Origin of the sequence: Streptomyces sp. A0642 (assembly GCF_004795105.1) — a bacterium.
GTDB lineage: Bacteria > Actinomycetota > Actinomycetes > Streptomycetales > Streptomycetaceae > Streptomyces.
Window position 1 is genome coordinate 41708 of record NZ_SSBL01000014.1, and the last position, 20863, is coordinate 62570.

Consider the following 20863-nt stretch of genomic DNA (forward strand, 5'->3'; position numbering starts at 1 on the left):
GATCCGGCCGGCCAACCCGTCAGACCTCTTCGACGCTGCTCGGCTCGCGCCGGGACAGGTCGATACCGAGCTCCTCCGCCGCGCGGAAGACGTCCTCGTCGGTGTCACGCATCTCGATGGACATGCCGTCCGAGGACAGCACCTCCACGTTGAGGCAGAGCGACTGCATTTCCTTGATGAGCACCTTGAAGGACTCGGGAATGCCGGGCTCGGGGATGTTCTCGCCCTTGACGATGGCCTCGTAGACCTTCACGCGGCCGGTCACGTCGTCGGACTTGATCGTCAGCAGCTCCTGGAGGGCGTATGCGGCGCCATAAGCTTCAAGGGCCCACACCTCCATTTCACCGAAGCGCTGTCCACCGAACTGTGCCTTACCACCCAGCGGCTGCTGGGTGATCATCGAGTACGGGCCCGTCGAACGAGCGTGGAGCTTGTCGTCGACGAGGTGGTGGAGCTTGAGGATGTACATGTAGCCGACCGAGACCGGCTCCGGGAACGGCTCGCCGGAGCGGCCGTCGAACAGGTTGGCCTTGCCCGAGGGCTGGACCAGCCGGTCGCCGTCGCGGTTCGGGATCGTGGCCTGGAAGAGGCCGGTGATCTCGTCCTCGCGCGCACCGTCGAAGACGGGCGTGGCGACGTTGGTGCCGGGGGCGACCTGGTCGGCGCCGATGGACTGCAGGCGCTTGGCCCACTCGTCACCGAGGCCGGAGACGTCCCAGCCGCGGCTGGCGAGCCAGCCGAGGTGGATCTCCAGGACCTGTCCCGGGTTCATTCGGGACGGGACACCCAGCGGGTTGAGGATGATGTCGACCGGGGTGCCGTCCTCCAGGAACGGCATGTCCTCGATCGGGAGGATCTTCGAGATGACGCCCTTGTTGCCGTGACGGCCGGCGAGCTTGTCACCATCGGTGATCTTGCGCTTCTGCGCGACGTAGACGCGGACCAGCTGGTTCACGCCCGGCGGCAGCTCGTCGCCCTCTTCGCGGTCGAAGACGCGGACGCCGATGATCTTGCCGATCTCACCGTGCGGCACCTTCAGCGAGGTGTCGCGCACTTCGCGCGCCTTCTCACCGAAGATCGCGCGGAGCAGGCGCTCCTCGGGGGTCAGCTCGGTCTCGCCCTTGGGCGTGACCTTGCCGACGAGGATGTCACCGGCCGTGACCTCGGCGCCGATCCGGATGATGCCGCGCTCGTCGAGGTCCGCGAGGACCTCTTCGGAGACGTTCGGGATGTCCCGGGTGATCTCCTCCGGACCGAGCTTGGTGTCACGGGCGTCGACCTCGTGCTCCTCGATGTGGATCGAGGAGAGGACGTCGTCCTGCACGAGGCGCTGCGACAGGATGATCGCGTCCTCGTAGTTGTGGCCTTCCCACGGCATGAACGCCACGAGCAGGTTCTTGCCGAGGGCCATCTCACCGTTCTCGGTGGCCGGTCCGTCGGCGAGCACCTGGTCGGCGACGATCCGGTCGCCCTCGGAGACGACGACCTTCTGGTTGACCGAGGTGCCCTGGTTGGAGCGCATGAACTTCGCGATCCGGTACGTGGTGTACGTACCGTCGTCGTTGGTCACGGTGATGTAGTCCGCGGAGACCTCCTGGACCACACCGTCCTTCTCGGCCTTCAGCACGTCACCGGCGTCGGTGGCGCAGCGGTACTCCATGCCGGTGCCGACGAGCGGCGCCTCCGACTTGATGAGCGGCACCGCCTGCCGCATCATGTTCGCGCCCATGAGGGCACGGTTGGCGTCGTCGTGCTCCAGGAAGGGGATCATCGCGGTGGCGACGGACACCATCTGGCGCGGCGACACGTCCATGTAGTCGACTTCGGTGCCGGGCACGTAGTCGACCTCTCCGCCACGACGGCGGACCAGGACGCGGGGCTCGGTGAAGCGCAGCTCGTCGGAGAGCGTCGCGTTCGCCTGGGCGATGACGTAACGGTCTTCCTCGTCGGCCGTGACGTAGTCGACCTCGTCGGTGACCTGGCCGTCGACGACCTTGCGGTACGGCGTCTCGATGAAGCCGAACGCGTTGACGCGGCCGTACGAGGCGAGCGAACCGATCAGACCGATGTTCGGGCCTTCAGGGGTCTCGATCGGGCACATGCGTCCGTAGTGGGACGGGTGCACGTCACGGACCTCGAAGCCGGCCCGCTCACGGGACAGACCACCCGGGCCAAGAGCCGACAGGCGGCGCTTGTGGGTGAGACCCGACAGCGGGTTGTTCTGGTCCATGAACTGCGACAGCTGGCTGGTGCCGAAGAACTCCTTGATGGAGGCGACGACCGGCCGGATGTTGATCAGGGTCTGCGGCGTGATCGCCTCGACGTCCTGAGTCGTCATGCGCTCACGAACGACGCGCTCCATCCGCGCCAGACCCGTGCGGACCTGGTTCTGGATGAGCTCGCCGACGTTGCGCAGACGACGGTTGCCGAAGTGGTCGATGTCGTCGGTCTCGACGACGATCTCCCGGCCGGACTCGCCGACGGTCTCGGTCTCCCCGGCGTGCAGCTTCACCAGGTACTTGATGGTCGCGATGATGTCGTCGCTGGTGAGGACACCGGCGTCGAGCGGCTCATCCGCGCCGAGCTTCTTGTTCACCTTGTAGCGGCCGACCTTCGCGAGGTCGTAGCGCTTCGGGTTGAAGTAGAGGTTCTCGAGCAGCGTCTGAGCAGCCTCGCGCGTCGGCGGCTCGCCGGGACGCAGCTTGCGGTAGATGTCGAGCAGTGCGTCGTCCTGGCCCTGGGTGTGGTCCTTCTCCAGGGTGGCGCGCATGGACTCGTACTCGCCGAACTCCTCGAGGATCTGCTCGGTGCTCCAGCCGAGAGCCTTCAGGAGGACGGTGACGGACTGCTTGCGCTTGCGGTCGATGCGGACACCGACCATGTCGCGCTTGTCGATCTCCATCTCCAGCCAGGCACCCCGGGAAGGGATGATCTTGGCGGAGAAGATGTCCTTGTCGGACGTCTTGTCGATCGACGAGTCGAAGTAGACACCCGGCGAGCGGACCAGCTGCGACACCACGACACGCTCGGTGCCGTTGATGACGAAGGTGCCCTTGTTGGTCATGAGCGGGAAATCGCCCATGAAGACCGTCTGGGACTTGATCTCGCCGGTCTCGTTGTTGGTGAACTCGGCCGTGACGAAGAGCGGGGCGGCGAACGTGAAGTCGCGCTCCTTGCACTCGTCGATCGAGTTCTTGGGGGGCTCGAAGCGGTGGTCGCGGAACGTAAGCGACATCGACCCGGAGAAGTCCTCGATCGGTGAGATCTCCTCGAAGATCTCCTCCAGGCCGGACTTGGTGGGGACGTCTTGTCCACTGTCCAGAGCAGCCTCGACGCGAGCCTTCCAGGCGGCATTACCGAGGAGCCAGTCAAAGCTCTCGGTCTGCAGCGCGAGGAGGTTCGGAACCTCGAGGGGCTCCTTGATCTTTGCAAAAGAGATGCGCAGCGGGGCGGTGCTGGCACCGTTGTTCGTATTCGCGGTCGAGGCGTTGCGCGAGGCGGCCAAGAGGGGGTCCTTCCGAGGGCTCGGACTCACTACGCGCGTACCGGTCCCAAACTGGACAGGTGGACAGATTTCCCTGGTCAGGGATGAAGGTCCACGGTGCACAAGATGGGTATGCCCCTGGTGACGGGCAGGAGGCAGCTAACAGGCAGCGCAAAGGGTCAGTGTAGCCAAGCGGCACACTGATGTCCAGTCGGGGTTCTCAGAGACCCACGTTGCTCTCAACAGCTGTTCTCAACACCTATGTCTAACCCTGCGCGAGCTGCGCTCTTCTTTACTGCCCTCTTCGCCGTCGATCCATGCCTCGGATTCGGATCGATGTGACGACGCGCCTTGAGAATTGCGCGCCTCGTGCGGTTCGTCAAGGCCCCCCAGCCGGTACGGGCCCCGAGACCCGCGTCCCGCCGCCTCTCGGCGCCACCCGTGCTCCCCACGAGAGGCGCACGGCGAAGATCACCATACTCGTCACCGCGCGAAGAGCAAGGCACCCGCTCCGGGTACGCCGAAAGGCGACCACCCGAACGGGTGATCGCCTTTCGCGAAGTGACGCCCACGCCTCGCGGCACGGGGGTCCAGAGGAGTCAGAAGACTCGCTGGGTCACTTGACCTCGACGGAGGCGCCGGCGGCCTTGAGGGACTCGGCAGCCTTCTCGGCGGCCTCCTTGGCGACCTTCTCGACGACGGGCTTCGGGGCGCCGTCGACGAGGTCCTTGGCCTCCTTCAGGCCGAGGGAGGTCAGCTCACGCACGACCTTGATGACCTGGATCTTCTTGTCACCGGCGGCGGTGAGGATGACGTCGAACTCGTCCTTCTCCTCAGCGGCCTCGACCGGGGCGCCCGGGCCGGCGGGGCCCGCAACGGCGACGGCCGCGGCGGCGGTGACGTCGAACTTCTCCTCGAAGGCCTTCACGAACTCGGAGAGCTCGATGAGGGTGAGCTCCTCGAACTGGGCGAGCAGGTCTTCCTGGCTGAGCTTCGCCATGATGGCGTCCTTCCACTATTCGGCAGGTGCCGGATGTATATGTCGGCGGGCGTACGTGGAGCCCGCTGGACCGCTGAGCGAAATTACTCGGCGGCCTCGGCGGGAGCCGGAGTACCGGCACCGCCCTGCTCTTCTTCCCGCTTGGCACGAAGGGCTTCCGCGGTGCGGACGAACTTCGACGGCAGAGCCTGGAAGAGCTGCGCAGCCTGAGTCTGCTTGCCCTTCATGGCACCGGCCAGCTTGGAGAGCAGAACCTCGCGGGACTCGAGGTCCGCGAGCTTCTTGATCTCATCGGCGGACAGCGCCTTACCGTCAAGGACACCGCCCTTGATGATGAGGTTGGGGTTGTCCTTGGCGAAGTCACGAAGACCCTTCGCCGACTCCACCGGGTCACCGGTGACGAAGGCAACCGCCGTCGGACCTGCGAACAGGTCGTCCAGCGTGTCGATCCCGGCCTCGTTGGCCGCGATCTTGGTCAGCGTGTTCTTCACCACGGCGTACTGGGCGTTCTCACCGAGCGAACGGCGCAGCTGCTTGAGCTGTGCCACGGTGAGGCCCCGGTACTCGGTCAGCACGGCGGCGTTCGAGCTGCGGAACTGGTCCGCGAGCTCGGCTACCGCTGCAGCCTTGTCGGGCCTTGCCATGAGCGTGGCCTCCTTCCGGGTGATGAGGACCGCTCAAAAGGGCCCGGAAAAGACGAAACGCCCCGGCGCAGGCGCCAGGGCGAAGCTCGACCGAACAACATCCGGGAGCTTTTCCACAGTCACCTGCGCAGGTCGTCCGTATTCAACGGATCCTTCGGTTGCCGTCCCCCTTGCGGGTTCCAGCAACGACCAGCGGTCTTTGGCTTCTGCAGAAGAGTACGCGACCGGGGTCGCGCCGGGCAAATCCGTCCCGGTTCGGGCGGTCCGGAAGGTTTGAGCGCCCGTTCTACGAGGCAGTGCCGGCCGCGCCCTGCTGCTGGAGCAGTTCCTTGAACCCGATGGTCTCGCCGGCCGGCGGCCGCTCGACCGCGACCTTGGTGCCGTAGTCGCTGTAGAACACGGTCGAGTTGAGCTCGCCTGTCTTCATCTGCCCGCGCTCGGTCTTCTTCACCAGCAGGTCGTTCCCGTCGACCCAGATGTCGATGGTCTCCGTGGTGATCCCCGCGTCGGTCAGCTGCTTCTTGAGAGCGGCCAGCCGGCCCGCGTCCAGCTTCGACGTCCTGGCGGTCAGCTCGGCGACGTCGACCGTTCCGGAGTAGTGCGTGGCGGCGACCCCGCGCACCTCCTCCTTGCCGACCTCCTTCACCTCGCCGGAGGCCAGCAGCGCATTCACTCCCTGGCTGGGGGAGGTGTTCTGCATCTGGTCCTTCATCACGGCCCCGGAGGCGCCCCCGAGCTCCGCCAGGACGTCGTAGGAGTAGCTGATCCAGTGCTTGCCGCCGGTCTGCCGGGCCAGGGCCGCGCCCATGTCCGCCGCGTAGCCGTCCTTGAAGTAGCGGGCCTCCATCGTGCTGCTGCCGCCGGCCTTCTTCAGCGTGTCGGCCATCGCACCCCCGGTGTACGTGATCTTCATGGAGCCGCTGATGCCATCGCTCCAGTCCAGCGCCCCGGACTGCTTCATGGACATGGCACTGCCCAGAACCATGGTGGCGTCGACCTTGGCCGAGCTCGCCGCACCGGTCTTCTTCTGCACGTCGAGCAGCGCGGCGATCGCGTTGGTCTTCACCACGGCGGTGCCGCGGCTCTCCGCCTTGCCGTCGCCCTTGGCCGCGCCGCCGTCGTCCGGTCCGCCGCAGGCCCCGACCGACGTCAGCGCCGCCGCCACAGCCACGGCCAGGCCCACGCGCCGTACGGTACTGATCCTCATGTCCGCTTCCACCCCTCGTTCGGCTCTCCCTGACCCGCACACTCACGCACGGCTCCGACAGCCACTGATCCGTACATACGAGGACGGGCCCCGCACCTCGAAAGGTTGCGGGGCCCGTCCATGTCACACGTGACGCGGCGGTCGTACGAGCGCGGAGGCTCAGACGGAGGCCGGGTCCTCCTCGACGAGGAGGTTACGGGTGCGGTTGGAGTCCAGCGGGATGCCGGGGCCCATCGTGGTGGCCAGCGTGGCCTTCTTGATGTAGCGGCCCTTGGCGGCGGACGGCTTCAGACGGAGGATCTCCTCCAGCGCCGCTGCGTAGTTCTCCACCAGCTTGGTCTCGTCGAACGAGGTCTTGCCGATGATGAAGTGCAGGTTCGAGTGCTTGTCGACGCGGAACTCGATCTTGCCGCCCTTGATGTCGTTGACAGCCTTCACGACGTCGGGGGTGACGGTGCCGGTCTTCGGGTTCGGCATCAGACCACGCGGACCGAGCACGCGGCCCAGGCGGCCGACCTTGCCCATGAGGTCCGGGGTCGCGACGACGGCGTCGAAGTCCAGACGGCCCTTCGCCACCTCGTCGATGAGCTCGTCGGCGCCGACGATGTCGGCGCCCGCGGCTTCCGCGGCCGCAGCACGGTCACCGGTCGCGAAGACCAGGACCCGGGCGGTCTTGCCGGTGCCGTGCGGGAGGTTCACGGTGCCACGGACCATCTGGTCGGCCTTGCGAGGGTCTACACCCAGGGCGAAGGCGACCTCGACGGTGCTGTCGAACTTCGTGGAGGCGGTGTCCTTGGCGAGACGGACGGCCTCGAGCGGGGCGTAGTTACGCGCCCGGTCGACCTTGGCGTCCGCAGCGCGGAGGTTCTTGCTGCGCTTCACTTCTACTCCTGTGGTTTCAGAGTGTGGAGTCGTGGTGCGGACCAGCGCTTGGTCCTACCACTGGGGGGTGGGGCTGAATCAGCCTTCGACCGTGATGCCCATGGAACGGGCGGTGCCGGCGATGATCTTCGACGCGGCGTCGAGGTCATTGGCGTTCAGGTCGGGGAGCTTCGTCGTGGCGATCTCGCGGACCTGGGCGGCCGTCAGCTTGGCGACCTTGGTCTTGTGCGGCTCGCCGGAGCCCTTGTCCACACCCGCGGCCTTGAGGATCAGCTTGGCGGCCGGCGGAGTCTTGGTGATGAAGGTGAAGGAGCGGTCCTCGTAGACCGTGATCTCCACCGGCACGACCATGCCACGCTGCGACTCGGTCGCGGCGTTGTAGGCCTTGCAGAACTCCATGATGTTGACGCCGTGCTGGCCCAGTGCGGGGCCGACCGGCGGGGCCGGGTTGGCCGCACCGGCGTTGATCTGGAGCTTGATAAGCCCCGTGACCTTCTTCTTCTTGGGAGGCATGTGCTCTCTCCGGGTCCTAGTGAGAGTTTTCGCCGTCATCCGGTCATCCGGATGCAGGCATACCGCACAACGATAACGGGTATAGCTGCGCGACCAAAAACCGAGCAGGTCAGACCTGCTGTGACAGCCGGTCTGACCTGCTCGGTAGGCATGTGTCCAGAAGCTGGCGGGAAGCGCTAGTTCTTCTGGATCTGGTCGAAGCTGAGCTCGACCGGGGTCTCGCGGCCGAAGATCTCGACGAGACCCTTGACCTTCTTCGAGTCGGCGTTGATCTCGTTGATCGTCGCCTGCAGCGTCGCGAACGGGCCGTCGGTGACGGTGACGGAGTCGCCGACCTCGAAGTCCAGCACCTGGACCTCGACCTTGCGGGACGGAGCCGGCTTGCCCTCGGCCTCGGCCGCCTCGCGGGCGGCCTTCTCCTCGGCCTCCGGGGCGAGCATCTTGACGATCTCGTCCAGGGTCAGCGGGTACGGGTCGTAGGCGTTGCCCACGAAGCCGGTGACGCCGGGCGTGTTGCGGACGACGCCCCAGGACTCGTTCGTCAGGTCCATGCGCACCAGGACGTAACCCGGGAGCTTGTTCTGCCGGACGTTCTTGCGCTCGCCGTTCTTGATCTGGACGATTTCCTCCTCAGGCACCTCGGCCTGATAGACGAACTCCTCCACGTTCAGCGAGACGGCGCGCTGCTCCAGGTTGGCCTTCACACGCTTCTCGTAACCGGCGTACGTGTGGATGACGTACCACTCGCCGGGGAGGGTGCGGAGTTCCTCGCGCAGGGCGGTGACGGCGTCGACGGGCTCGGCCGGCTCGGCCTCTTCCTCGTCGGCGGCTTCGTCGGCCTCGGGGCTCTCGTCCTCGTCGTCACCGGCTTCCGCCTCGACGGCCTCGTCGGCTTCGTCGGACTCCTCGGCGTGCACGGCGGCCTGCTCGGCGGGCTCGCCCGCGGCGTCGTCGGCAGCTTCAGCCTGGTCCGGCTCCACAGCGTCCGCCGCCTCGACGATGTCGAGCTCGTCCTCGGCGGACTCGAAGGCGCCCGCCGTCGGCTCGACGGCGTCGTTCAGGTTCGGGTCAGACACGGTGGCTGCTTCTTCCTGGATACAAATGGGTGGAACATGCGAAAGGGGCGCCCATGAGGCGCCCTCCGCGGGATCAGCCGAAGACGTACTTGATGACCCGCTGGAACCCGAAGTCAATCACGGTAACGAGACCAATCATGACGACGACGAACACGATCACCACTGAGGTGTACGTCGTCAGCTGATTGCGCGTGGGCCAGACGACCTTGCGGAGCTCCGCGATGATCTGGCGGTAGAAGAGCGCGAGACGGCCCAGAGGGCCCTTCTTGCCGCGCTTGCCGCCCTTCCGGGTCTTCTTCTTCGACTCGGGGACTTCATCCTCGGCATCAGGCATGTCGATGGAGCCCACGGCGTCCGTCACGCTTCTCACCTGATTCCGGGTCATGGCCGTGCCGCGCCCGGTGGAGCCGCACGGCGGTGCATTGAAGTACGTACATGCGCACACATCCTGGCGAAGGAGTGTGTAGCAGGGCCGGAGGGACTTGAACCCCCAACCGCTGGTTTTGGAGACCAGTGCTCTACCAATTGAGCTACGACCCTTTGTGGTGTCCACCAACCTACCGCATGTCCCGGGAGGCCCGGGTGCAGGAACGGTGCGGCTGGTGAAGGCCAACGACAGGTGAGTGTACGTGCTCAGCGGCCCGGCGTCGAACAGATAGCTCCCGACCGTTCTTGTCCGATGCTGCACGGCCGTCTGTCCGCATGCTGTCCGAGTGCTGTCCGGTCACTGAAACCCCTGTGCCGACGGGGAATACGGTCTGGGAGCATGGGGCGCATGAGCGCTGCTACTTCTCCCTCCGAGCGCCGGGTCTCCGCCCGCATCGGTGCCATTTCCGAGTCCGCAACCCTCGCCGTCGACGCCAAGGCCAAGGCCCTCAAGGCCGCCGGCCGTCCGGTGATCGGCTTCGGCGCGGGCGAGCCCGACTTCCCGACCCCTGGCTACATCGTCGACGCCGCGGTCGAGGCCTGCCGCAACCCGAAGTACCACCGCTACACCCCCGCGGGCGGGCTCCCCGAGCTCAAGGCCGCCATCGCCGAGAAGACGCTGCGCGACTCCGGTTACGAGGTCGACGCCTCCCAGATCCTGGTGACCAACGGCGGCAAGCAGGCCATCTACGAGGCCTTCGCCGCGATCCTCGACCCGGGTGACGAGGTCATCGTCCCCGCGCCGTACTGGACCACCTACCCCGAGTCGATCCGCCTCGCCGGCGGCGTTCCGGTGGAGGTCGTCGCCGACGAGACCACCGGTTACCGGGTCTCCGTGGAGCAGCTGGAGGCGGCGCGCACGGAGCGTACGAAGGTCGTCCTGTTCGTCTCCCCCTCGAACCCGACCGGCGCGGTCTACAGCGAGGCGGACGCCGAGGCGATCGGCAGGTGGGCCGTCGAGCACGGTCTGTGGGTGCTGACCGACGAGATCTACGAGCACCTGGTCTACGGCGACGCGACGTTCACCTCGCTGCCGGCGATCGTGCCCGAGCTGCGCGACAAGTGCATCGTGGTCAACGGCGTCGCCAAGACGTACGCGATGACCGGCTGGCGCGTCGGGTGGATCGTCGGCCCCAGGGACGTGGTGAAGGCGGCGACGAACCTCCAGTCGCACGCCACCTCCAACGTCTCCAACGTGGCCCAGGTCGCCGCGCTGGCCGCCGTCTCGGGGAACCTGGACGCGGTCGCCGAGATGCGCACCGCCTTCGACCGGCGCCGCAAGACCATCGTGCGGATGCTCAACGAGATCGACGGCGTGCTGTGTCCGGAGCCCGAGGGCGCGTTCTACGCGTACCCGTCGGTGAAGGAGCTGCTCGGCAAGGAGATCCGCGGCAAGCGCCCGGCCACCTCCGTCGAGCTGGCGGCGCTGATCCTGGACGAGGCCGAGGTCGCGGTCGTTCCGGGCGAGGCCTTCGGCACGCCGGGCTACCTCCGGCTGTCCTACGCGCTGGGTGACGACGACCTCGTCGAGGGCGTCTCGCGGCTCCAGAAGCTGCTGGGCGAGGCCAAGGCGTAGTCCCCCGCCCCCCGCGTTTGTGGCGACCCCCGGCTCCGGCCGGGGGTCGCTTTCTCGTTCGCCCATGCGTTCGGCAGACAACTCGATCGGGAATCCGGGTACCGCGACACGCCGTCCGTACGGCAAGATCCTTGAATGGAGCGTGACGTACGGCTGTTGCCCAAGGCCCACCTGCACCTGCATTTCACCGGGTCGATGCGGCCCACGACGCTGCTCGAACTCGCCGACAAATACGGCGTGCGGCTTCCCGAGGCGCTGACGGGCGGTGAGCCCCCCAAGCTGCGGGCGACCGACGAACGCGGCTGGTTCCGCTTCCAGCGGCTCTACGACATCGCCCGGTCCTGTCTGCGGACCCCCGACGACATCCAGCGGCTCGTGCGCGAGGCCGCCGAGGAGGACGTGGCGGACGGGTCCGGCTGGCTGGAGATCCAGGTCGACCCCACCTCGTACGCACCGCTGCTCGGCGGGCTCATTCCGGCGATCGAGATCATCCTGGACGCGGTGGACAGCGCCTCCCGCGCGACCGGCCTGCCGATACGGGTGGTGATCGCCGCCAACCGGATGAAGCATCCGCTGGACGCCCGGACGCTGGCACGGCTGGCGGTGCGGTACGCGGACCGGGGCGTCGTCGGTTTCGGGCTCTCCAACGACGAGCGGCGCGGCATGGCCCGGGACTTCGACCGGGCCTTCGCCATCGCCAGGGAGGGCGGCCTGCTGGCGGCACCACACGGCGGTGAGCTGTCGGGCCCCTCCAGCGTCCGCGACTGCCTGGACGACCTCGACGCCTCGCGGGTCGGACACGGGGTGCGGGCGGCCGAGGACCCGCGGCTGCTGCGCCGGCTCGCGGAGAGCGGGGTGACGTGCGAGGTGTGCCCGGCGTCGAACGTGGCGCTCGGCGTCTACGAGAAGCCGTCCGACGTACCCCTGCGCACTCTGTTCGACGCCGGCGTGCCGTTGGCGCTCGGCGCGGACGACCCCCTGCTCTTCGGCTCCCGCCTGGCCGCGCAGTACGACCTGGTGCGGCGCCATCACGCGTTCACCGACGAGGAGCTGGCCGAGCTGGCCCGCCAGTCGGTACGGGGTTCGGCGGCGCCCGACGCGGTGCGGACCGAGCTGCTGGCGGGCGTCGACGACTGGCTGGCCAAGCCGGCGGGCTGACCGGCCCCGGGACGGGCTACTCCCCCAGCCCGCGCAGCAGCGTCCGGGCGAGGGACGCCGCGAAGTCGTCGAGGGACTGCGGCGGGCCGCCGGTCTCCGTGGCGTCGTAGGCGAACGCCCGCTGGGCACAGGCCCCCAGCAGCAGGGAGGCGGCGGCGTAGGTGTCGGCGTCGGCCCGCACCCGTCCCGCGGCCTGTTCGGCACGCAGATACGCGTCCACCCCGCGGATGGGCGCGTGGGGCCCGGTGCCCAGCTTGCGCATCGCCTCGTTGTGGCGCTCCTTGAGCCTCGGCTCGGCATACAGGGACGCGGCGATCGGGAAGCTCTGCTCGTAGAACAGGGCGGCTTCGCGGGCGATCTCGGTGAGGTTCCGCTCGACGGTGCGCTCCGCCTTGCGCGGGTCGGCCATCAAGCGCTCGAGGACTCCGCCGATCTCGGGCAGCCGCTCCTTCAGCACCACGACGAAGAGCTCCTCCTTGCTCGCGAAATGCTTGTAGAGCGCGGCCTCCGAGCAGCCGGCCGCCTTGGCGATCTCCTTGGTGGTGGCCCGGGCCAGTCCGATGGTGAGCATCAGCTGGTGAGCGGCGTCGAGGATGCGGGCGCGGGCCGGCTTCTGCTCCATGTGCACTCCGATGAAGCTTGACGAGAGGGTGAGTACCCGCTCACTCTAGAGGGTGAGTGAACACTTACCCACCCGAGGAGGGTGCGCCCATGAAGCTCACAGTGTTCGGCGCGACAGGCGGCATCGGGCAGGAGATCGTCCGCCAGGCGGTGGCGGCGGGACACGAGGTGACGGCGGTGGTCCGCGATCCCGCGCGGCTGCCGGTGCCGCTCTCCGGTCTCACCGTCCACACCGCGGCCCGGATCGACGACCCCGAGGAATTGCGGGAGGCGGTCGCGGGCCGCGACGCGGTGCTCTCCGGTCTGGGCTCACGGGGACGGAAGGCCGGCGGCATCGCCGAGCGGCTGACCCGGAGCGTACTGACGGCGATGGAGGCGGAGGGGACCCGGCGGCTGCTCGTGGTGAGCGCGGCCCCGGTCGCCCCGAAGCCCTCGGACGAACCGCTGCTCGACCGGATGATGCTCGGGGCGATCGGCGCGATCCTGAAGGAGGTCTACGCGGACCTCACCGCCATGGAGGCGGCGCTGGCGGCCTCCGCCACGGACTGGACGTCGGTACGTCCCCCGAAGCTCACGAACGGGCCGCTGACCGGCGCCTACCGGACGGTCATCGGCGGCAACCCGCGCAGCGGCCGCTCGATCTCCCGGGCCGACGTGGCGCACGCGATGCTCGCGCTGGTCGACGACCCGGCGTCGGTGAAGCAGGGGGTGGGCGTGGCGTACTGACCCGTTACAGGCTCACTCCGACGGTCACCGGTTCGTTGACGAGCGTGACGCCGAAGGCGGCCTCGACCCCGGCGACGACCTCGCGCGCCAGGGCGAGCAGGTCCTCGGTGCTCGCCGCGCCCCGGTTGGTGAGAGCCAGGGTGTGCTTGGTGGAGATACGGGCCGGCCCGGAGCCGTATCCCTTGGTGAAACCGGCCCGGTCGATGAGCCAGGCCGCCGAGGTCTTGGTGCGTCCCCCGCCCGCGGGGAAGGCGGGGGGCGTCACGTCCGGGCCGAGGCGTTCCGCCACCCGGGCGCGGAACTCCTCGAACTGTGCCGGGTCCAGGATCGGGTTGGTGAAGAAGGATCCGGCCGACCACGTGTCGTGGTCCTCCGGGTCGAGCACCATGCCCTTGCCGGCCCTGAGCCGGAGCACGGTCTCGCGGGCGGCCGCGGCGGGAACGCGCTCCCCCTCCTCGACGCCCATGGCGCGTGCCGTCTCGGGGTACTTGAGGGGCGCGGAGAGGCCGCCGGCCTCTTCCAGCCCGAAGCGCACACGCAGCACGACGAACCGGTCGGGTTCGGCCTTGAAGCGGCTGTGCCGGTACGCGAAGGCGCACTCGGAGTTCGGGATGATCACCGTCTCGCCGGTGTGCCGGTCGTAGGCGACGACCTCCGTGAGGGTGGACGACACCTCCTGCCCGTACGCCCCGACGTTCTGGATCGGCGTCGCTCCCGCGGAGCCGGGGATGCCGGCGAGGCATTCGAGGCCCGCGAGTCCGGCGTCCACGCTGCGGCTGACGGCGTCGGTCCAGACCTCTCCGGCGGCCAGTTCGAGCGACGCCCCGTCCAGCACGAAGCCCTTGGTCGCGATGCGCAGGGCGGTTCCTTCGAAGCCCTTGTCGCCGATGACCAGATTGCTGCCGCCGCCGATGACGAGGAGCGGGGTGCCGCTGTCGTCGGCCTCGCGCACGGCCTCGACCACTTCGGCGTCGGTCGTCGCGGTGAGGAGGCGGGTGGCGGGGCCGCCGAGCCGGAAGGTGGTCAGGGGGGCGAGGGGCGCGTCGTGGAGTTCCTGCACGGGGACAAGAATACGGTCCGCGCCCGCCCGCACGAGCGAGGAGCCCGGCCCCTCCCCGTGTGGGGAGCGGCGCGCGGTCCCGACGCCCAGGGGCGGGAGGCGTCCACACGCGTGAAGGGGTGGGGTGGTCCCGACCCCCCGGGGCGCGGCGGGCGATTCCCGCACGCAAGGGGCGTGACAGGCGGTCGCCGCGGCCACGCGCAAGGCCGGGAAGGCCCACTCGTAAGGGGCGTGGCCCTATGGACCACGCCCCTTACACACATGCCGGTGAAACGTCAGCCGAGCTGCACGACGGCGCGGGACATGCCCAGCACCTTCTTGCCGTCACTCATGACCGTCAGGTCGACCCGCACCCGCTTGTCGTCCAGCAGGGCGGCCACCTTGCCGCTGACCTCGACCAGCGCGCCCTGGTCGTCATTGGGGACGACGACGGGCCTGGTGAACCGCACCCCGTACTCGACGACCGAACCCGGATCGCCGGCCCAGTCGGTGACCACGCGAATCGCCTCGGCCATGGTGAACATGCCGTGGGCGATCACATCCTCCAGGCCGACCTCGCGCGCGAACTTCTCGTTCCAGTGGATCGGGTTGAAGTCGCCCGAGGCGCCCGCGTACTGCACCAGCATCGCGCGGGTGACCGGGAAGGTCTGCGCCGGCAGCTCCGTACCGACCTCGACCGAGTCGTAACTCACCTTCGCCGTCATCACGCCTCCTCGGCGCCGCGCGCCACCAGCTTCGTCCACGCCGTCACGACATGCTCACCGGACTCGTCGTAGACCTCGCCACGCACGTCCACGATGTCGTTCCCCGCCATGGACTTGACCGCCTCGATGGTCGAGGTGACCGTCAGCCGGTCCCCCGCCCGCACCGGACGCACGTAGGCGAACTTCTGGTCACCGTGCACCACCCGGCTGTAGTCGAGACCCAGCTGCGGATCACGCACCACCTGCCCGGCGGCCTTGAAAGTGATCGAGAACACGAAGGTCGGAGGCGCGATCACATCGCTGTGACCGAGCGCCTTCGCCGCCTCGGGGTCGACGTACGCGGGATTGGCGTCGCCCACCGCCTCGGCGAATTCTCGGATCTTCTCCCGGCCGACCTCGTACGCCGGGGTGGGCGGATAGGTCCGCCCCACGAAGGACTGGTCGAGCGCCATGAGCTCGCAACCTCCCTGATGAATGATGAAGGGGCCGCAGTGCCGTTGACTCGCGGCCGGGTACATACAACGACACGAGGCCGCCCCCAGTGGGGACGGCCTCGTGTACGAGCCTGATTCAGCGCGTTTCGCGGTGCGCAGTGTGCGAGTTGCAGCGCGGGCAATGCTTCTTCATCTCAAGTCGGTCCGGGTTGTTACGCCGGTTCTTCTTGGTGATGTAGTTCCGCTCCTTGCACTCCACGCAGGCCAGCGTGATCTTCGGGCGGACGTCGGTGGCAGCCACGTGAGTGCTCCTTGGACGGACGGTGGACGGATGAACGCAAAAAAAGAGTAGCCGATCGGAGGACCGACCCCACAATCGGCTACTGGTAGTAGCGGTGACCGGACTTGAACCGGTGACACAGCGATTATGAGCCGCTTGCTCTACCGACTGAGCTACACCGCTTTGATGACTGAGTCCCCCCGCCGAAGCGGGGTTTCCCGATCACCAGAGCCCCAATGCGGAATCGAACCGCAGACCTTCTCCTTACCATGGAGACGCTCTACCGACTGAGCTATTGGGGCGAGCGATGAAGACATTACACGCTCGGTCGCCGATCGCCCAAATCCGTTTCGAAGCCCCGGTCCGAGCCCTTGATCGGTACGGCTCCGAGCCTCCCTCCGGCCCCTTGATCAGCCACTCCTCCATCCCTGGGCCCCCTGGGCGAGCCCGGCCCCGCAGGCACCACGGGACCGCACCGGTACGACTATTTCGCTCCTCCTCGAACCGGACCGGGCACGGCCCTAGGCTCGTCTCACTCTGCGTGATCTTGCCCCCCTTCCAGGAGCCGCGATGCCCGACAGTCAGCCGCGGCAGCCGGACGACCACGCGGCCGACGCCCCCGGCGGTCCGGAGAGCTCCACGCTGACGCTCTGCGGTGCCCGTCTCGCCGACGGCCGCCTGGTCGACGTGCGGCTCGGCGGCAGCCGCATCGAGGCCGTCGGCACGGCCGGCAGCCTCGTCGCACCGGGCGCCCGCGTGGACCTGCGCGGCCATCTGCTGCTGCCCGCCCCCGCCGAACCGCACGCCCACAGCGACACCGCGCTCACCGCGGACGGCGCCGGACCCGAGGCCCCCGGACCCGCCTCCCAGCACCCCGACGACATCCAGCGCCGCGCCACCGAGGCCGCGTTGCTGCAAATCGGCCACGGCGCGACCGCACTGCGCTCCCACGTGCGGATCGGCGACGTACAGGGCCTCGGCGCCCTCGAAGCCGTCCTCCAGGCCCGCCGCTCGCTGCGGGGCCTCGCCGACCTGTCCGCGGTCGCCGTCCCCCGGCTGCTCACCGGCGTCGCGGGCGCCGGCAACCTGGCGATGCTCCGCGACGCGCTGAAGATGGGCGCCGGTGCGGTCGGCGGCTGCCCGGACCTGGATCCCGACCCGGCGGGCTACGCGGAGGCCGTCCTGGAGGTCGCCGCCGAGCACGGCTGCCCCGTCGACCTGCACACGGACGGTGACGACCCGGCCCGGCTGGCCCGGTTCGCCGCGATGGCGGGCGGAATGCGGCAAGGGGTCTCCATCGGCCCCTGCGCCGGCCTCTCCCGCCTTCCCGACGAGGCCGCCGCCCGCGCGGCGGACCAGCTCGCCGCAGCCGGTGTGACGGTCGTCTGCCTCCCCCAGGGCGGTTGCTGCGGAGCCGAGCGCCGGGGCACCGCCCCCGTACGCCTGCTGCGCGCGGCCGGGGTGCGGGTCGCGGCGGGAAGCGGGGCGCTGCGCGACCTCGCCAACCCGGTGGGCCGCGGCGACCCGCTGGAGGCCGCCTTCCTGCTGGCGTCACAGAGCGGACTGCGGGCCGAGCACGCCTACGAGGCCGTCTCCACGGAAGCCAGGCGGGCCATGGGCCTGCCCGAGGTCCGGGTCGAGGCGGGCTTCCCCGCCGAACTGCTCGCCGTACGCGGGGAACGGCTGGCCGGGGTGCTCTCGCTGGCGTACAGCCGCATCGTGGTGCACCGCGGCCGCGTGGTCACCCGGACCAGCGCGGTGCGCGAGTACTGCGACTCGGAGGCGGGCGGCGGCTCGTTCGGGCTGCCGCGTCAGGGAAGACCCGAACCGGGGAACGGCGGCGGGCCCTGAGCGCGGCACCGCCCCACGGCGTACCGTCGAGTGCATGCGCATTGTCATCGCAGGTGGACATGGTCAGATCGCGCTGCGGCTGGAGCGGCTGCTCGCTGCGCGCGGGGACGAGGCGGCGGGCGTCATCCGTAACCCGCAGCAGAGCGACGATCTCCGGGCCGCGGGCGCCGAACCCGTGGTCCTGGACCTCGAGTCGGCCACCGTGGAGGAGGCCGCCGAAGTGCTGCGCGGCGCCGACGCGGCGGTCTTCGCGGCCGGAGCGGGCCCCAACAGCGGCACGGACCGCAAGGACACGGTGGACCGGGGCGCCGCGGTGCTCTTCGCGGACGCGGCACAGCGGGCGGGGGTGCGGCGGTACCTCGTGGTCTCGTCCATGGGCGCGGACCCGGACCACCCCGGCGACGAGGTGTTCGACGTCTACCTGCGGGCGAAGGGTGCGGCGGACGCGTACGTGCGCTCGCAGGCGGGCCTGGACTGGACGATCCTGCGCCCCGGAATGCTGACCAACGACGCCGGCACCGGCCAGGTCCTGCTCGCCGCGTCGACCGGCCGCGGCCCGGTCCCGCGCGACGACGTGGCGGCGGCGCTCCTGGAACTGCTGGACACCCCGGCGACGGCGGGCCTGACGCTGGAGCTGATCTCGGGCCATGTCCCGGTGTCGGTCGCGGTGAAGGACATCGCGGGGAACTGACCCCGACTGCGCGTCACCTGACGTGTCGAAAGAGGTCCTCGCGGAATTCGAGCCCTGGAGCGACGAGCTCCACGGCGCGTCCTGGATGTCCTGGGCGGAGCTGGCGGCCGCCGCCCGGGACGAGGTCGCGAACGAGGTCGACAGCTGCGTGCACGCGGTACCACCGGAGCTCTGACGGCAGCTGGAAGATGCGAATGGGGCGCCGTCCGGTCGGTCATGCGCACACGGGCGGCCCTGTGCGGCGATGAGGGGGTCCGCCTGGTCGTCTGGTTCGACGGCTGACCCCATCGGCTCGCCCCCATGCGAAAACCCCGCCCGACCTGGTGTTTAAGCAGGTCGGACGGGGTTTCACTTCCAGTGGCGGCGCCAGGGTTCGAACCTGGGTAGGCTGAGCCGGCAGATTTACAGCGGGCTACTTCCATGCCCGCCCACCAGGCACTTTCGGGTCTCTCCCTTCCCTCGGGGGACGCCTGGGGGGGGCCGCATCTGATTCAGCCTGCCCGGCCACAGTCCAAGACGGTGTGATCACGCCGAACATCACAAGCCGCCTCACCCGTGGCCGGCAAGTTTCGGATCGCCGGATCGCCCCCTGAGCGTCCCCCTTCGCGCCGAAGGAGGACGCGTCGAGGGTTGGGGTGGTGGTCAACTCGCCAGGCTTCGTGCGATCGCCAGCCCCAATGCTCGTGCGACGAAGGAATCTGACTAAAGCTGGCGTCCCAGGCGTCCACAACTGTCAGACTGCACCTCAAGCCTGCGCCCTTTGTTTAGCCATCTAGGGCGAAATGCTTGTGCTTCGGCCGAGACCTGACACGATCTCCAGCCAATTAGCTGCGATGGCGCGGGAGGTATTGCACAGCCCATGACTTCTCCAATCAGCAGGAACACGACCAACGAATTAATTCAATACCGCCGAAATGTCGCCGACTTGCAGCGGCGCATAAGAAATCGACGCATGCAGGTGCTCGGACTATACGGCACCCCCATTCTTTTCATCCTCAGTCTTTTTTCATGGATCGCTGCAAAGAACTTCCTCTGGCTAGGCAGGAACATGCCCGATTCGGCGCATGGGGCCTTCTTTGTGGTCGCGGCAGCCCTGGCATGCGCCAGCGCCTTCCAGTTTGCCATTGAGTTCAGTTCCGAATTCTGGGAATGGGAGGACGAAAAAACATCAGTAGCCAAACTCAGGCTCGACCTGGAACTCTCAGAAGAGCGTCGAATCCTTGAAGCGAGGAGGCTTACCCCTTCAGCAGTAGAGCGCCAGGCATCCTATAAGGAAAGAACCCCTGCGGAGGTAGATCGCCTCCGAAAGGAGTCTCGACACTACCGTCGCGTACACCTATGGATGCAATGGCTGCTCTTTTTTAGTTCGGCTAGCATCTCTGCGATCACTGCCTGGTATGACCCACCTCAACCAGGCAAAGGAGCTCTCATCTTCTTGGGTTTCACGATCACGGTGATAACGGCTGCCACTGGATACTTCAAGCCCCGCGAGCGCGCCTTCAATCTGCAGCAGACCGCAGACACTATTGAACAACATGTCACGGCGCTCGATCTAGGTATCGCACCATATGCGCAGACGGATGCTGCCAACCTAGAGCTCTTCGCAACCACCGTGGAAAACATGCGGGTTGAGCAGAGAAAGCGTGAGCAGCAGCTCGACCAGCCTCATCAAGGGCAGCAAGAGGTCGTCTGACCCTTAGCTAGCGAACACCAAATTCCATAAGGTCAATCATTCTGAGGAGAGGCAATGTCCTCGCGATCAATAAGTGAAAAAATCAGCGCATCCATCTTCGTGCTCATCGCGGGCCTCATTGCGGACGCGTCAGCAGCCGCGCTCTTCTTGCTGTCACCAGATGTCCGCGCATGGCTGAAAGGAAATTATTTCCTTGTCTCAATTACTGGACTGCTTCTTTTTGCCGCAGTGGTGACTCTAGCGAATCTACTAGCGGCTCGCCGGGTAAAGGTGACCGAGCTGCAAGGGGAGGTGCGCAACTTGACCAGCCTACTTGCCGCGCCAACTAATCACGACACTGAGATGTTCGCAGCAGTCAACGACCAAGCGTCGCCTCAGACCAGATACATCATTTGGTTGCGAGAATATTTTATGGTCACGCGCGCCAACTCGGAAACATTCCGCGAACTCGAAAAAATGATTGAATTCTTCGAGCGGGAGCCGAGGGGGTTCGACGACGCTGACATGGATGGCACATACCGGAAATTTCGCGAAGCCGGGCGCGATCTGATCAACAAGATGACCGAGCACATGTGGTACGAGGGAGATGAGTTGGCCCGCCTTGAAATTCCCAGAGAATGGGAACGAACGCAGCCGGAAAGACATGAGCAAGCAATTACCGAGATCGGCGAGTCTCACGATTCATTCATGATCTCCTATGATGACCTCTTCCGGATGGCTCAGCGTAAAAGGCTGACGAGCGTCCTCTCTGGGCTCACCTCGCGAAACAATGCCCCTGTCTGATCGTCGGGCCAGTGATTCCTGATGCAGCCTGTCAAGCCGCGCGTGCGGTTGATG

At 67.6% G+C, this 20863-nt stretch carries 21 protein-coding genes and 3 tRNA genes; 8 read left to right on the plus strand and 16 right to left on the minus strand.

The features are described 5' to 3' along the window. Positions 1-19 precede the first annotated feature (19 nt). From rpoB to E6R60_RS22630, 9 genes are all read right to left on the minus strand, one after another. Entirely contained in the window at positions 20-3505 is a 3486-nt protein-coding gene (gene rpoB / locus E6R60_RS22585) for a DNA-directed RNA polymerase subunit beta (RefSeq protein WP_136328446.1), read from the minus strand. Positions 3506-4100: 595 nt separating this feature from the next. Then, positions 4101-4484 carry a 50S ribosomal protein L7/L12 gene (gene rplL, locus E6R60_RS22595; RefSeq protein WP_018550656.1) on the minus strand — a complete coding sequence of 128 codons (384 nt, stop codon included), beginning with the start codon at positions 4482-4484 and terminating at the stop codon, positions 4101-4103. A gap of 83 nt (positions 4485-4567) precedes the next feature. Continuing rightward, positions 4568-5128: a 50S ribosomal protein L10 gene (gene rplJ / locus E6R60_RS22600; protein WP_136328447.1), complete on the minus strand. Its 561-nt coding sequence runs from the start codon at positions 5126-5128 to the stop codon at positions 4568-4570. Between the two features lie 286 nt (positions 5129-5414). Further along, positions 5415-6335: a hypothetical protein gene (locus E6R60_RS22605; protein ID WP_136328448.1), complete on the minus strand. Its 921-nt coding sequence runs from the start codon at positions 6333-6335 to the stop codon at positions 5415-5417. 159 nt (positions 6336-6494) lie between these two features. Beyond that, positions 6495-7217 (minus strand): 50S ribosomal protein L1, encoded by a 723-nt coding sequence (gene rplA, locus E6R60_RS22610; protein WP_136328449.1) that lies wholly within the window; start codon positions 7215-7217, stop codon positions 6495-6497. Positions 7218-7295: 78 nt separating this feature from the next. Beyond that, positions 7296-7730, minus strand: coding sequence for a 50S ribosomal protein L11 (gene rplK / locus E6R60_RS22615; RefSeq protein ID WP_010058817.1), 435 nt, complete (start codon positions 7728-7730; stop codon positions 7296-7298). 176 nt (positions 7731-7906) lie between these two features. Continuing rightward, entirely contained in the window at positions 7907-8806 is a 900-nt protein-coding gene (gene nusG, locus E6R60_RS22620) for a transcription termination/antitermination protein NusG (protein ID WP_136328450.1), read from the minus strand. A 73-nt stretch (positions 8807-8879) separates the two neighbouring features. After that, positions 8880-9167, minus strand: a complete 288-nt coding sequence (gene secE / locus E6R60_RS22625) for a preprotein translocase subunit SecE (RefSeq protein WP_037687986.1) — start codon at positions 9165-9167, stop codon at positions 8880-8882. Positions 9168-9273: 106 nt separating this feature from the next. Continuing rightward, positions 9274-9346 (minus strand) — tRNA-Trp (locus E6R60_RS22630). Positions 9347-9581: 235 nt separating this feature from the next. Between E6R60_RS22630 and E6R60_RS22635 the strand changes: the two genes are divergently transcribed. Beyond that, positions 9582-10808 (plus strand): pyridoxal phosphate-dependent aminotransferase, encoded by a 1227-nt coding sequence (locus tag E6R60_RS22635; RefSeq protein ID WP_136328451.1) that lies wholly within the window; start codon positions 9582-9584, stop codon positions 10806-10808. Positions 10809-10943: 135 nt separating this feature from the next. Continuing rightward, entirely contained in the window at positions 10944-11966 is a 1023-nt protein-coding gene (locus tag E6R60_RS22640) for an adenosine deaminase (RefSeq protein WP_136328452.1), read from the plus strand. Between the two features lie 16 nt (positions 11967-11982). Here the strand turns inward: E6R60_RS22640 and E6R60_RS22645 are convergent, their stop codons facing one another. After that, positions 11983-12588 carry a TetR/AcrR family transcriptional regulator gene (locus E6R60_RS22645; RefSeq protein WP_136328453.1) on the minus strand — a complete coding sequence of 202 codons (606 nt, stop codon included), beginning with the start codon at positions 12586-12588 and terminating at the stop codon, positions 11983-11985. Between the two features lie 89 nt (positions 12589-12677). Here E6R60_RS22645 and E6R60_RS22650 point away from each other — a divergent pair, with 89 nt between their 5' ends. Further along, complete coding sequence (locus tag E6R60_RS22650) at positions 12678-13313, plus strand: NAD(P)H-binding protein (RefSeq protein WP_136328454.1); 636 nt, start codon at positions 12678-12680, stop codon at positions 13311-13313. 4 nt (positions 13314-13317) lie between these two features. Here the strand turns inward: E6R60_RS22650 and E6R60_RS22655 are convergent, their stop codons facing one another. From E6R60_RS22655 to E6R60_RS22680, 6 genes are all read right to left on the minus strand, one after another. After that, the gene (locus tag E6R60_RS22655; RefSeq protein ID WP_136328455.1) at positions 13318-14373 is read right to left on the minus strand and encodes a UDP-N-acetylmuramate dehydrogenase; all 1056 of its coding nucleotides are present in this window, start codon (positions 14371-14373) and stop codon (positions 13318-13320) included. Between the two features lie 275 nt (positions 14374-14648). Continuing rightward, positions 14649-15077, minus strand: a complete 429-nt coding sequence (locus E6R60_RS22660) for a MaoC family dehydratase (RefSeq protein WP_136328456.1) — start codon at positions 15075-15077, stop codon at positions 14649-14651. Beyond that, the gene (locus E6R60_RS22665) at positions 15077-15529 is read right to left on the minus strand and encodes a MaoC family dehydratase N-terminal domain-containing protein (RefSeq protein WP_136328457.1); all 453 of its coding nucleotides are present in this window, start codon (positions 15527-15529) and stop codon (positions 15077-15079) included. Before E6R60_RS22665 ends, E6R60_RS22660 begins: the two co-directional genes overlap by 1 nt. Positions 15530-15647: 118 nt before the next feature. Next, positions 15648-15812 carry a 50S ribosomal protein L33 gene (gene rpmG / locus E6R60_RS22670; RefSeq protein WP_003956487.1) on the minus strand — a complete coding sequence of 55 codons (165 nt, stop codon included), beginning with the start codon at positions 15810-15812 and terminating at the stop codon, positions 15648-15650. 89 nt (positions 15813-15901) lie between these two features. Beyond that, a tRNA-Met gene (locus E6R60_RS22675) sits at positions 15902-15974 on the minus strand. A gap of 46 nt (positions 15975-16020) precedes the next feature. Continuing rightward, positions 16021-16093, minus strand: a tRNA-Thr gene (locus E6R60_RS22680). 268 nt (positions 16094-16361) lie between these two features. Between E6R60_RS22680 and E6R60_RS22685 the strand changes: the two genes are divergently transcribed. The 5 genes from E6R60_RS22685 to E6R60_RS22700 all read left to right on the plus strand — a co-directional run bounded on the left by E6R60_RS22685 (position 16362) and on the right by E6R60_RS22700 (position 20809). Next, positions 16362-17642: an amidohydrolase family protein gene (locus tag E6R60_RS22685; protein ID WP_136328458.1), complete on the plus strand. Its 1281-nt coding sequence runs from the start codon at positions 16362-16364 to the stop codon at positions 17640-17642. 34 nt (positions 17643-17676) lie between these two features. Next, the gene (locus tag E6R60_RS22690; RefSeq protein ID WP_136328459.1) at positions 17677-18333 is read left to right on the plus strand and encodes an SDR family oxidoreductase; all 657 of its coding nucleotides are present in this window, start codon (positions 17677-17679) and stop codon (positions 18331-18333) included. A gap of 22 nt (positions 18334-18355) precedes the next feature. Further along, positions 18356-18508 carry a hypothetical protein gene (locus tag E6R60_RS36785; protein ID WP_168713664.1) on the plus strand — a complete coding sequence of 51 codons (153 nt, stop codon included), beginning with the start codon at positions 18356-18358 and terminating at the stop codon, positions 18506-18508. Between the two features lie 684 nt (positions 18509-19192). Further along, positions 19193-20026 (plus strand): SLATT domain-containing protein, encoded by an 834-nt coding sequence (locus tag E6R60_RS22695; protein ID WP_206309489.1) that lies wholly within the window; start codon positions 19193-19195, stop codon positions 20024-20026. A 54-nt stretch (positions 20027-20080) separates the two neighbouring features. Beyond that, positions 20081-20809, plus strand: a complete 729-nt coding sequence (locus E6R60_RS22700) for a hypothetical protein (RefSeq protein WP_136328460.1) — start codon at positions 20081-20083, stop codon at positions 20807-20809. The last annotated feature ends 54 nt before the right edge of the window (positions 20810-20863 follow it).